Annotated in this window: 14 protein-coding genes; 4 read left to right on the forward strand and 10 right to left on the reverse strand. The window is 35.3% G+C overall.

Translation table 11 applies throughout. The features are described from left to right. Window positions 1–7: 7 nt before the first annotated feature. The 4 genes from LNP04_RS11885 to LNP04_RS11900 all read right to left on the reverse strand — a co-directional run bounded on the left by LNP04_RS11885 (window position 8) and on the right by LNP04_RS11900 (window position 3,974). Entirely contained in the window at window positions 8–376 is a 369-nt protein-coding gene (locus LNP04_RS11885) for an iron chaperone (RefSeq protein ID WP_229983181.1), read from the reverse strand. Window positions 377–507: 131 nt separating this feature from the next. Beyond that, entirely contained in the window at window positions 508–1,866 is a 1,359-nt protein-coding gene (gene gdhA / locus LNP04_RS11890; RefSeq protein WP_129535367.1) for an NADP-specific glutamate dehydrogenase, read from the reverse strand. 191 nt (window positions 1,867–2,057) lie between these two features. Next, window positions 2,058–3,167: a DNA-processing protein DprA gene (dprA, locus tag LNP04_RS11895; protein ID WP_229983182.1), complete on the reverse strand. Its 1,110-nt coding sequence runs from the start codon at window positions 3,165–3,167 to the stop codon at window positions 2,058–2,060. A 39-nt stretch (window positions 3,168–3,206) separates the two neighbouring features. After that, complete coding sequence (locus LNP04_RS11900) at window positions 3,207–3,974, reverse strand: rhomboid family intramembrane serine protease (RefSeq protein ID WP_229983183.1); 768 nt, start codon at window positions 3,972–3,974, stop codon at window positions 3,207–3,209. A 217-nt stretch (window positions 3,975–4,191) separates the two neighbouring features. Here LNP04_RS11900 and LNP04_RS11905 point away from each other — a divergent pair, with 217 nt between their 5' ends. After that, window positions 4,192–5,124, forward strand: coding sequence for a DUF3078 domain-containing protein (locus LNP04_RS11905; RefSeq protein WP_229983184.1), 933 nt, complete (start codon window positions 4,192–4,194; stop codon window positions 5,122–5,124). A 72-nt stretch (window positions 5,125–5,196) separates the two neighbouring features. Here the strand turns inward: LNP04_RS11905 and sufD are convergent, their stop codons facing one another. The 5 genes from sufD to LNP04_RS11930 all read right to left on the reverse strand — a co-directional run bounded on the left by sufD (window position 5,197) and on the right by LNP04_RS11930 (window position 9,822). After that, complete coding sequence (gene sufD / locus LNP04_RS11910) at window positions 5,197–6,504, reverse strand: Fe-S cluster assembly protein SufD (RefSeq protein WP_229986300.1); 1,308 nt, start codon at window positions 6,502–6,504, stop codon at window positions 5,197–5,199. Between the two features lie 114 nt (window positions 6,505–6,618). Then, window positions 6,619–7,362 (reverse strand): Fe-S cluster assembly ATPase SufC, encoded by a 744-nt coding sequence (gene sufC, locus LNP04_RS11915; RefSeq protein WP_047443242.1) that lies wholly within the window; start codon window positions 7,360–7,362, stop codon window positions 6,619–6,621. A 97-nt stretch (window positions 7,363–7,459) separates the two neighbouring features. Further along, entirely contained in the window at window positions 7,460–7,840 is a 381-nt protein-coding gene (locus LNP04_RS11920; protein ID WP_229983185.1) for a GxxExxY protein, read from the reverse strand. 137 nt (window positions 7,841–7,977) lie between these two features. After that, the gene (gene sufB, locus LNP04_RS11925; RefSeq protein WP_229983186.1) at window positions 7,978–9,426 is read right to left on the reverse strand and encodes a Fe-S cluster assembly protein SufB; all 1,449 of its coding nucleotides are present in this window, start codon (window positions 9,424–9,426) and stop codon (window positions 7,978–7,980) included. Window positions 9,427–9,492: 66 nt separating this feature from the next. Continuing rightward, window positions 9,493–9,822, reverse strand: coding sequence for an iron-sulfur cluster assembly accessory protein (locus LNP04_RS11930; RefSeq protein ID WP_162087737.1), 330 nt, complete (start codon window positions 9,820–9,822; stop codon window positions 9,493–9,495). 145 nt (window positions 9,823–9,967) lie between these two features. On the opposite strand from LNP04_RS11930, the gene LNP04_RS11935 reads away from it, so the two are divergent. Next, window positions 9,968–10,792 carry a GLPGLI family protein gene (locus tag LNP04_RS11935; protein WP_229983187.1) on the forward strand — a complete coding sequence of 275 codons (825 nt, stop codon included), beginning with the start codon at window positions 9,968–9,970 and terminating at the stop codon, window positions 10,790–10,792. 38 nt (window positions 10,793–10,830) lie between these two features. On the opposite strand, the gene LNP04_RS11940 is transcribed toward LNP04_RS11935, so the two are convergent. Beyond that, on the reverse strand, window positions 10,831–11,685 hold the full coding sequence (locus tag LNP04_RS11940; RefSeq protein ID WP_229983188.1) for a neutral zinc metallopeptidase: 855 nt from the start codon (window positions 11,683–11,685) through the stop codon (window positions 10,831–10,833). Window positions 11,686–11,731: 46 nt separating this feature from the next. Here LNP04_RS11940 and LNP04_RS11945 point away from each other — a divergent pair, with 46 nt between their 5' ends. Together LNP04_RS11945 and LNP04_RS11950 are read left to right on the forward strand one after the other, a co-directional pair. Continuing rightward, on the forward strand, window positions 11,732–12,079 hold the full coding sequence (locus LNP04_RS11945; protein WP_229983189.1) for a hypothetical protein: 348 nt from the start codon (window positions 11,732–11,734) through the stop codon (window positions 12,077–12,079). Continuing rightward, the gene (locus LNP04_RS11950) at window positions 12,079–12,411 is read left to right on the forward strand and encodes a hypothetical protein (protein ID WP_229983190.1); all 333 of its coding nucleotides are present in this window, start codon (window positions 12,079–12,081) and stop codon (window positions 12,409–12,411) included. Before LNP04_RS11945 ends, LNP04_RS11950 begins: the two co-directional genes overlap by 1 nt.

A 12,411-nucleotide genomic window follows, 5' to 3' on the forward strand; every position in this document is an offset into this window, starting at 1 on the left:
TAATGTTTCAGGATTTTTTCTGATCAATCTCCATCACTCTGAATTGCACCATTTTTTCAATCAGATCTAAAGGCAAGTCTTCTTTCATCGGAAACTGAACCGCACCTTTTGAAAATTTATATTTTCTTTTCTCAAAATCATTTTCAAAATGTTTAATGGCATCGGGAAGCGGATAAAATCCGATGTGATTTTTATAAGCAGCAAAATAGATTAAGGGCTTCTCATTATGCTTAAAAGCCGGCATCTGATAACCAATATATTCCTCCAAATCAGGAATTAAAGAGTGAATGAACTCCCGCAATTGTTCAAGTTTTTGCTGGGTTTCTTCAGGAAAAAGAAGAAAATATTCTTCAAAATTTTTAAATGTGTTTTTCATCAGATAAAAATAAAAAAAAGCATTGAACTGGACATTCAATGCTTTCACTTTCACTATTACTTTTTTCCCATTTATAGTCCCGGGACAGGTTGTAAGAAAAAAGGTCGGGAAAACCTCCCGACCTTTATATTTTATACTACTCCTTGAGCAAGCATTGCTTCTGCTACTTTTACGAATCCGGCGATGTTGGCACCTTTTACGTAGTTCACATAGCCATCTTCCTCTTTACCGTAGTCTCTACAAGCTTTGTGGATTCCGATCATGATCTCTTTCAGTCTTGCATCAACTTCTTCTGACGTCCAGTTCAATCTGATTGAGTTTTGAGTCATTTCAAGACCTGAAGTGGCAACACCACCTGCGTTAGAAGCTTTCCCAGGAGAGAACAATACTTTGTTTTCAAGGAAATAATTGATTGCGTCTAATGTAGAAGGCATATTCGCAGCTTCGGTTACACAAAGGCAGCCGTTTTCTACCAACATTCTTGCATCTTCTAAGTGCAATTCGTTTTGAGTTGCAGAAGGGATGGCTACATCACACTTCACTTCCCAAGGACGTTTTCCGGCGTGGAATACTGCAGAAGGATATTTTTTAGCATAATCTTCAGCTCTGTTGTTTCCTGAAGATCTCAATTCTAATAAATAATCAATTTTTTCTCCGTCGATACCGTCTTTATCATAAACATAACCGTCCGGACCAGAAAGGGTAACTACTTTACCACCAAGTTCTGATATTTTTTTGATAACACCCCAAGCTACGTTTCCGAAACCTGAAACCGTTACTGTTTTATCTTTAAAGGTTTGTCCGATAGTCTTCAGCATCTGCTCAGCGAAGTAAACAACACCGTAACCTGTAGCTTCAGGACGGATTAATGAACCTCCGTAAGCAAGACCTTTTCCTGTAAGAACTCCTGTAAATTCGTTTCTGATCTTTTTGTACTGACCGAATAAATATCCGATTTCTCTTGCTCCAACACCGATGTCTCCCGCAGGAACGTCAGTTTCAGGACCAATGTGCTTACATAATTCTGTCATGAAAGCCTGGCAGAAACGCATCACTTCCATGTCAGTTTTTCCTTGTGGGTCAAAATCTGAACCTCCTTTTCCACCTCCCATTGGAAGCGTAGTCAATGAGTTTTTAAATACCTGCTCAAAAGCTAAGAATTTAAGTACAGAAAGGTTTACTGTAGGATGGAAACGAATTCCTCCTTTGTAAGGCCCGATGGCAGAGTTCATCTGAATTCTGAAACCTCTGTTTACCTGAATTTCACCTTTATCATCAACCCATGGAACTCTGAAAATAATAATTCTTTCAGCTTCAGCCATTCTCTCAAGAAGCTTCATGCCGGTATATTCTTTTCTGGTTAGGATAAACGGAATTACAGTTACAGCAACTTCTTTAACTGCCTGTAAGAATTCCGGTTCGTTGGGATTTTTCGCCTCAATTTTGGAGATAAATTCCTGGATTTTCTGGTCAATATTATATTGTTCCATATTAGATAGGGTTGAATATTATGTCAACAAATTTAATTTTTTTTTCAAGATTCACAATAGCTTATTTAATATTTGCTGATAATTCAATAATAATGAGATGGAATATTATTAAATTGATAATTTTAAACTAAAGTTTGTTAAAAATTAAATGTTATATGTGAAATAATGAAATATTAAGAAATCGTTAATTCTTATATTGCTAAAAATTGTCTCCCGGAAAATGATTTTACTTTTCCCAAAAGCTCCAATTCTAATATCACTGGCAGTATTTTGTGTGAAGCCACTGAAATTTTTTCTGCTAAATCATCCAGAGAAACGTGTGGATTTGCTGCAATATTTTGATATATTAATTCTTGACTTTCAGATAATTGAACTGAAATCTCACTGCGTGGAAAAAGTTCTTCAATTTTCTCTTTCGGGTCATTAAAACCAATCAAATCGAGTAAGTCTTTGATCGTAGAAATGGCTGTCGCTTTATTCTGAAAAATAAGATGGTTACAGCCTTGGCTGTATTTGTCAGTAATCTTTCCGGGTAAAGCAAAAACATCCCTATTGTAGGTGTTGGCAAATGTTGCAGTGCTGATGGAGCCACCTCCGAAAGCTGTTTCTACCACAATCGTAGATGGAGAAATTCCGGCAACAATTCTGTTTCTTTGAATAAAATTTTCCCGATCCGGCTTTCTTGATGAATTAAATTCTGAAAGCAATCCACCGTTTTCTTCAATGATTTTTTCTGAAAGTTTTTTATTTTTTGAAGGATATAAAGTGTGAAAACCATGCGCCAAAACTCCAATCGTAGGAATTTGATGTTTTAAAGATTGCTCATGTACTTCTTTGTCTACACCTAAAGCCAAGCCGCTAATGGAGATAAATTGATGTGATTTAACCTCTTCAAAAAAATCTTCAATGAATTTTTTACCGTAAGCTGAAATATTTCTTGTCCCGACTAAGCTTATGGGTTTTAAATTGATATCAAAATTTCCTTTCTGGTAGAGAATTGCAGGTGCATCATCGCATTCTTTGAGCAAAAAAGGAAGCTCATCTTGATGTCTTAAATTGATTTTTATGGAATTTTTTTCGCAAAACAAAAGCTCTTTTTCTGCAAATTTTAAATGCTCAGGATTTCCAATGTCAGAAACTGTTTTTGTACCGATTCCGTCGGTTTTGCTGAGTTCTTTTTTAGTTGATTCCCAAACTTTTTTTGCGCTTCCGAAACTTCGAACAAGTTTGAAAAAATTGATGTCACCTATAAAATTACACTCACGGAGAGCAATAGAGTAGAGATGTTCTTCAGAATACATTTGTGTGTTATTTTATTCAAATGTAATAAAATTTGAGAATTATTTTTTTCTTATTTCTTCTAAATGATCCCAAAGATCTTCATTTTTTTTGTAAGGTAATTCTAAAAAGTCATCGGGATGGTTTTCTTTGTATTCCTGCCAAAGTTTGTCATCTTTTTCGCTGTAATAATTAGGAAATTCCCAGATAAATCTTTTCTTTTTATCGCCGATATTTTTAAATACAAAAGCTAAAATACTCCCGACCAAGGCGCCTGATAAGTGAGCCTGCCAGGATATTTTACTTGGCTCCTGCATATTGTAAAAAAGCTCTTCCGGAAACATCCCCCAAATCAAACTTCCATAGTATAAAACAACAAGGAGAGAAATCGTTAGTAATGTCATATTCCATTTAAAAACACCACTGAAAAAAAGAAAAAATGCAAGTACATAAACAACTCCGCTCGCTCCGATGGTACAGGTGTAAGTGTATTGACCAGTTATAATATCAATTGGTGGAAGCGCCCAAAGTAAAAGTCCTGTCGCAAGCCAGCCAATGATAAAAACTTTATTGGCGACCAAAGGATAAAACTGATATAGAAGGCACATTAAAACTGCGATAGGAATAGAGTTGCTGACTATATGATCAATACTGCCGTGGAGTAAAGGCGAGGTGATAATCCCAAGCAAACCTTCTGGCAACAAAGGAATAATCGCTCCAAAGCAACTTGCAAAAAAGCCCTGTGCCTGTAAAAAGTATCCCAGCCACATTGCAGACAGCATAAGTAAGGGTGCAAAGATTGCTTTTTTGTGAATTATATTTTTAATCATGTTGATTAGGTGTCAAATCAAAAGCCAAGTATAAATTTCGGAAAATTTGTCGATGATTTTAATTTTTTAAAAATATATGAGACAAAAAGTAAGGATTTAGGATTATAATGTTTCAAAATGATGACGTAAAGATGTTTTGTTTATAAACCTCTGAAAACGTGTAAACTTGGTGTTTCACATTATATTCCTATTTTTGCATTTGGAAAAATTGAGATTTATGAAAAAGATTTTCGTTTTACTTTTTATGTATCTGAGCGTACATTCTTTTGCGCAGGTGGTCATCAGCGATTCTGCGGCGGTTGATACGATAAAAAAACCGAGACACTGGTCTGTGCTTGCAAAAAACAGCGTCATGTTTAACCAGGCAGCATTCTCTAATTGGGTTGGCGGTGGAGCTAATAACGTTGGATGGCTTGCGAGCGCAAATTATAACCTTGTTTATGAAAATGGGCGTCATCTCTGGGAAAATATTATTATCCTTAATTATGGACAAAACACAACTAAGGGTGTAGGTACAAGAAAAACGCAGGATGTTCTGAACATTTCTACTAACTATGGACGACAGTTTTCAAAGAGCTGGTATGTTTCTACAGGTGCAAGTTTGCTTTCGCAATTCTCAGGTGGTTTTGAGGATGGAAATAATCCTGAAGCAAAGAAAATTTCCAACTTTATGGCTCCCGGATACGTGAATGCCGGTATTGGGGTTACTTATAGACCCAATGACAATTTAACGGTAACTTTCAGACCTGCCAACGGAAGATTTACGTTTGTTTTAGATAAAGAATTACAGTTTGCAGGAAGTTATGGTTTAAAATCTGATGGTGATTTTTTCCTGATGCAGATGGGTTCCCTGGCTTCAGCGATTTACAAAGTGAAATTGATGGAGAATATTGAAATGACAAATACTGGATCTGTATTCTCAAATTATCTTGAAAATCCTGATCACATGGTATTGTCGTATAATATGCTTCTAAATATGAAAATCAACAGGTTTGTTTCTTCAATTGTTACATTAGACTTGATGTACGATCACAATCAGATTCAGAAAACTCAGTTGAAGCAGACTTTAGGAATTGGTTTTGCCTATAATATTGATAATGGCGTGAAGCGTTCTGACAGAAAAGACAGTCAGTGGTGGATGAAAAAATAGATTTTAATTAGACATTATAAAAACAAAAGCACTTCAATCGAAGTGCTTTTTGTATATGTCTTAAAAGGAAATTTAAAATTCCATAGTAACTTCAAGTTTTTCGGCTAAAAGTTGCTCGATTTTTACTTTTAATGGCTCAATGTCGATATTCTGCATTGCGTCATTGGCGAAAGCGTAAAGCAATAAAGCCTGAGCTTCTTTTTTAGAAATTCCTCTTGCTCTCAAATAGAATAAAGCATCTTTGTTCAACTGACCAACTGTACAACCGTGAGAACACTTCACATCGTCTGCGAAAATCTCCAACTGAGGCTTGGTGTCAATCGTAGCTCCTTCGCTTAATAAAACGTTGTTGTTTTGTTGATAAGCATTGGTTTTCTGAGCAATCTTATTTACAAAAACCTTCCCGTTGAAAACTCCATGAGATTTATCTTTGTAAATACCTTTGTAATTCTGATAACTCTGACAGTTTGGAGTATTGTGATGAACCGCCGTGTGGTGATCTACCAACTGATCTTTCCCGATAATCGTGATTCCGTTCATGAAAGAGTTGATATTTTCTCCGTTATGAATAAAATCAAGATTGTTTCTGATGATCTTTCCTCCGAATGTAAACGTATTAACCGTTGTTAAGCTGTCTCTTTCCTGTTTTGCGAAAGTATGATCCACCAAATAAGAAGTATCGCTGTCATTCTGAATTTTGTGCCAGTCTGCTTTTGCGTTCTGATACGTGAAAATTTCAGTTACTGAATTGGTAAACACAAAACTTTCGTCAAAATTATGGTGACTTTCGATGATTTCAACTTTTGCTCCTTCTTCTACAATCAGTAAATTTCTCGTATTGTAAAAAGTGTTTTCTTCCTGATTTTGAGAAAGATAAAAAATGTGAATCGGTTTTTCGATAATCACATTTTTCGGAACTTTCAGAAAAAATCCGTATTTGCAATATGCTTGATTTAAGTTCGTAAAAGCTAAATCTTTTGCGGCAATCGTATTAAAATATTTATCGAAAACCTCTTTATGATTCTCATCATTCAAAGCATAATTGAAAGATAAAAATTCTGCATTTTCGATAGAAATGTTTGAAAGCTCTTTTCGAAGCTGACCGTTTACAAAAACAATCCAGTCAAAATTTTCTTCTCCCAAATGCAACTCATCAAGCTGTTCTTTGGTGATGTTGTGACTTTCTTTCGGGAAAAAATTATAATCTTTTTCCGTGATTTCTTTGATGTTGGTATACTTGTATTCTTCGTCTTTCTTGGTAGGAAAACCTTTGATTGCAAATTTCTGAAGCGCCGTTTTTCTGTCGTCATCTAAAAATCTATGACGTAGACTCTCCAAAAATTCACTGTGATTTTCTATTGTTTGATCGTATAAAGCCATTACTGATATTTCGGCCATCACACCTTTATTATAAATTTAATTTGTATCAATATCGCAGTTTTTCACTGCCTTTTCGACTAAGGATTGATAAAAAACTTAACCAAAAATATTTTATTAGTTAAGCAACCAATCGTAACCTTTGCTTTCCAATTCTAAAGCTAAAGATTTATCACCTGTTTTAATGATTTTTCCGTTCGCTAAAACGTGAACATAATCAGGCTCAATATAATTCAGCAATCTCTGATAATGCGTAATCAAAAGAACTGCATTTCCTTCGTTTTTAAACTGGTTTACACCATCTGCAACGATTCGCAAAGCGTCAATATCCAATCCAGAATCGGTTTCGTCAAGAATTGCCAATTTAGGATTCAACATCATCATCTGGAAAATTTCATTTCTTTTCTTTTCACCTCCCGAAAAACCTTCGTTCAATGATCTTGAAAGGAAATCTTTTTTAATTCCTAATTTTTCAGATTTCTCACGAATCATTGCCAGCATTTCTTTCGCAGGCATATCTTCAAATCCGTTTGCTTTTCTGTTTTCGTTTAAAGCAGCTTTAATGAAATTGGTCACAGAAACTCCCGGAATTTCTACCGGATACTGAAACGAAAGGAAAATTCCTTTGTGCGCTCTCTCTTCAGGAGCATCTTCAATAATGTTTTCACCTTGAAAAAGGATTTCTCCTTCAGTCACTTCGTAATCTTCTTTTCCTGCAATAACAGATGAAAGAGTAGATTTTCCCGCTCCGTTGGGTCCCATGATCGCATGAACTTCGCCAGGCTTGATTTCAAGATTGATACCTTTTAATATTTGTGCGCCATCTTCAATTCTGGCATGTAAGTTTTTAATATTTAACATTCTGTTGTTATAATTTATCGCAAGGTTAAACAAGTTAATTTAATTGCGAATATTTTTTAAGTTATACAAAGGCGTTTCACTTATTTTCGAAATACAATTAGCTAAGACCATTTGCAATTCTTTTCACACCATCTTTAAATAACTGAGAATTGAAATTCAATAACATTCCCAGTCTATAATTTCCCAATCTCAAATAATTTTTCAATTGAGAAGCGTGAAAGCTATTTAGGCTTTCTACGGATTTTATTTCCAAGACTACTTTATTTTCAATAAGTAAGTCCATTTTAAAAGCTTTTGGTATTAGTAATTTATCATAATTAATATCTAAAAACTTTTGTCTTTCTACTTTCAAACCAGATTTTTGAATTTCATAATGTAAGCATTCTTCATAAACGCTCTCAAATAATCCAACTCCAATTTGTCTGTGAATTTTTAATCCGCTTTCAAATACAATCTTTGAAATCTCATTTTCTGTCATTTGTTTGTTTTTCGCAAAGATACAAGTTGAAAATTAATTTTGATTGTATTTCTTTCCTAAGCGTTAGCGGCTTAGTTTATCTTAAAATAAGCGAATCGCTTTAAAAAATCTTTGTTTTACTTTGCGATAAAATCAAATTACCCCACAGAACCTTCTAATGAAATCTCTAGTAATTTCTGAGCTTCAATAGCAAATTCCATTGGTAATTTATTTAAAACTTCTTTACTGAAACCATTCACGATCAAAGCAATTGCTCTTTCGGTATCAATACCTCTCTGATTACAGTAGAAAATCTGATCTTCACCGATTTTTGAAGTGGTAGCTTCGTGTTCTAGCTGTGCAGTAGGATCTTTAATTTCAATATATGGGAAAGTATGCGCTCCACATTCGTTACCCATTAAAAGTGAGTCACATTGTGAGAAGTTTCTCGCTCCTTTCGCAGAAGGCATTACTTTTACCAAACCTCTGTATGAGTTTTGAGATTTTCCTGCAGAAATTCCTTTAGAGATAATCGTTGATTTTGTATTCTTTCCGATGTGAATCATCTTTGTACCTGTATCGGCATACTGATGATTGTTGGTTACAGCGATAGAGTAGAACTCACCGATAGAACCGTCACCTTTTAAGATACAAGAAGGATATTTCCATGTTACGGCAGAACCTGTTTCAACCTGAGTCCATGAGATTTTGGCTTTGGTTTCGCAAAGCCCTCTTTTGGTTACAAAATTGAAAACACCACCTTTACCTTCTTCATTTCCTGGATACCAATTCTGAACAGTTGAATATTTAATTTCAGCATTGTCTAAGGCAATCAATTCAACAACTGCTGCGTGAAGCTGATTTTCATCTCTTGATGGAGCTGTGCAACCTTCAAGGTAAGAAACATAACTTCCTTCATCAGCAATCACAAGTGTTCTTTCAAACTGACCTGTACCTGACTGATTAATACGGAAATAAGTGGATAATTCCATCGGACATCTTACCCCTTTTGGAATATAGCAGAAACTGCCGTCAGAAAATACTGCGGAATTTAATGCTGCATAGAAGTTATCTCCTCTAGGAACTACTTTTCCAAGGTATTTTCTCACCAAATCCGGATGATTTTTAATCGCTTCGGAAATTGAACAGAAAATAATTCCTTTTTCTGCTAAAGTGTCTTGAAAAGTTGTTTTTACTGATACAGAATCTATCACGATATCTACAGCAACATTTGAAAGTCTTTTCTGTTCTTCGATGTTGATTCCTAATTTAGCAAAAGTTGCCAATAATTCAGGATCCACTTCATCTAAGCTTGCCAATTCTGGTTTAGCTTTCGGTGCAGCGTAATATTTTATCGCCTGAAAATCCGGTTTTTCATACTTGATGTTTGCCCATTCAGGCTCCGTCATTTTCAGCCAGATTTTGAAAGATTCCAAACGCCATTCTGTCATCCATTCCGGTTCTTCTTTTTTAGCAGAAATAGCACGGACGATGTCTTCGTTTAAACCAGTTGGGAAATCTTCGTAATCGAGTATCGTTTCCCAGCCGAATTCGTATTTTTTGTTTTCTAAATCGACTCTTAAGTCGTCTTCAGTATATTTACTCATTTTAATAGATTTTAGAAATTAGATTTAAGATTTAGAGTATTCTAAATCAGTACTTCCAATGTCTAATTATAAGCTAAAACTCTCACCACAACCACACGTTCTGGCTGCATTAGGATTGTTAAAAACAAATCCTTTTCCATTCAATCCACCTGAGTATTCGAGGATAGTACCTGCTAAGTAAAGAATAGATTTTTTTTCTACCACAATTTTGATGTTATTGTCTTCGAAAATCTGATCGGTATCTGTTTTTTTGTTGTCAAACCCCAAAACATATTCCAAACCAGAACAACCTCCACTCTTTACTCCAACTCTTATATAATCTTCTGCCGGATTAAAACCATCTTCTGTCATCAGTTGAATGGCTTTTTCCTTAGCATGATCTGAAACTTTTATCATTGTATTTATTTAGAATGATTTAATCTTGCAAAAATACGAACTTTAATTAGTAAATAAAAATCGTCGTTTTTATTTTATCGATTTTTATCATCGATGGTTTAACTTTGATGCATATTTAAAATCAAAACTATAAATCAGGAAAATAATGAAAAAATTAGGCATTCTTGCTGTAGTCTTGCTTGCACAGGCTACTTTCGCACAGACCAACAGATTTGTTTATCAGGTAACTTCAAAGCCGGATATCAATAATAAAGCTGATATTAAAACAGAAAATGCATATTTAGATATATCCGCAGAAAAGTCGATGTTTTATTCTGAAAACAGAATTAAAAGAGATTCTGTGATGAAAGCCAATTTTCAAAGTGGTGGTGCGAGAGGTTTTAACAGAGAACAAATGGAAGGTTTGAGAACGAATATGAATTATTCTATTGAAAAAGATAAAAAAAATCAGAAAACCTTATATAAAGATCGTTTGGGAAGAGATCAATATTCATACGAAGAAGATCGACCTGTGAATTGGAAAATTTTATCTGAAACCACTAAAATTGGTGAATATAAAGTACAGAAAGCAGAAACTGAGTTTGGCGGAAGAAAATGGACGGCTTGGTTTACAACAGATTTGCCTTACCAAGATGGACCATATAAATTCAGCGGACTTCCAGGTTTGGTTGTAAAAGCAGAAGATGCTGACGGAGATTATTCATTTGATTTAATGAAAAACTATAAAATTGCTGATTTTCCTGAAATGACTGCATTCGGAAATGTTATAAAGGTTAAGAGAACCGATTACATAAAGCAGCAGGAGAAATATAAAACCGATCCGATGTCATTTATGGGCCAAGGTGGCGGTGGAATAAGAATGGGAAATCGTGGAGGAGGAAACCAAAATCCTGCAGATATGAGAAAGCGAATGGAAGAAAGAGCTAAAGAAGAAGCAAAAAGAAACAGCAATCCGATTGAGCTGAAATAAAACAAAATGTCTGAAGAAATTTTCTTCAGACATTTTTGTTATCTTAAAAGTTGATTAAAGGTATCTCCTTGTTTGATATCTCCGGAGTTGTAACCCTTCATAAACCATTCTTTACGTTGTGCTGATGAACCGTGAGTAAAGCTTTCCTGATTCACATAGCCTTGTGATCTTTTCTGAATATTATCATCACCTACAGCTTCTGCTGCCTCAACCGCAGATTCTAAATCACCTGGTTCAAGAAATTTTTCTCTCTCGTTAGAATATCTTGCCCAAAGCCCGGCATAGAAATCTGCCTGAAGCTCTGTTGCTACAGAAACCTGATTAAGCTGGGTTTCAGAATATCTACCGCTTCTTCTCAGTTGGTCGGTTTTCGATAAAGTACCTAAAAGATTCTGCACATGATGTCCCATTTCGTGAGCCATTACGTAGGCAATTGTAAACTCTGTGACTTTTGCTCCGAATTTTTCCTGAAGTTCTTGGAAGAAACTCATATCCATATAAACAGATTGATCGGTTGGGCAATAAAATGGTCCCATTGCGGACTGTGCTTGTCCACAACCGGAATTTGTACCTTCTCTAAACAAGACCACTCTGGCCGGTTTGTATTGCATACCGTTTTCGGCAAAAATTTTAGTCCAGGTTTCTTCGTTTTCAGCAGTAATCATTTTAACGAATTCTCCCACTTGCAGGTCACCCTGACTCAGTTCCCGCTGTTCAGTTTGAGGAGATGAACTTCCGCCTGAAGAAAGAATTGCTGAGGGATCTCCGCCAAGAAAAAATACGATTGCAGCAATGATGATTGTGCCTAAACCTCCACCTACAATAGCGCCTCCACCACCGCCGGATCCTCGTCTGTCATCTACGTTACCACTTCTGTCGTCTGTCCATTTCATTTGTTTGTTATTTTTATGTGTAAATTTAAAATATTAAATAATATTTTTGTCAAAAATTACAATTAAAGTGAGAAAAATTCAAATTGCTCTTTTGTTTTTAAGCTTAATCACTGTTACGGCTTGTAACGACAGTGAATCTAAAGAGGATACAGTGGAAAACGTTGATAAAAAATCAGCCATCGAAACCGAACTTTCTGTGCAGCATATTGATACGGCAGATGTTTTGGTTACAAAGCACAAAATCTGGAAAAATAATAAACTCTTTAAAGAAATTATAAAAAGAGATACCATTCCGAGTTTGGGAGATACTTTGCAGATTGTAGAAGACGAAAGTGGTGATGAGCACAATGCTAAGGTGAAAAAAGATTACGAATTTTATATAACCGTGCAGTAATGAAAAAATCAAGTTCTATAAAATTGCTTTTTGTCACAGGAATTCTTGCAGCTTGTTCTCAGGAAAAACCGAAAGAAGAGTGGGGAAAAGAAAAAAAGGTTTACATGAGATCAGATTCTACAGCATCATATTCAAGATCACATGGTTTTATGGCTGGTTTACTGTTATATCATGCATTCCGTCCTTATGGTGCTTACAGCAACGGTGCTTATCAGAGAGCGGGATATTATAGTGATGCCATCAGCACCAAATCGAATATCGGCAGAAGTTCTTACAAAGGAAATGTTGTAAGAGGAGGATTGGGTAGAAGTGGTTTCAGAGCATCGTCGTAA

Origin of the sequence: Chryseobacterium sp. C-71 (assembly GCF_020911865.1) — a bacterium.
Classification (GTDB): domain Bacteria; phylum Bacteroidota; class Bacteroidia; order Flavobacteriales; family Weeksellaceae; genus Chryseobacterium.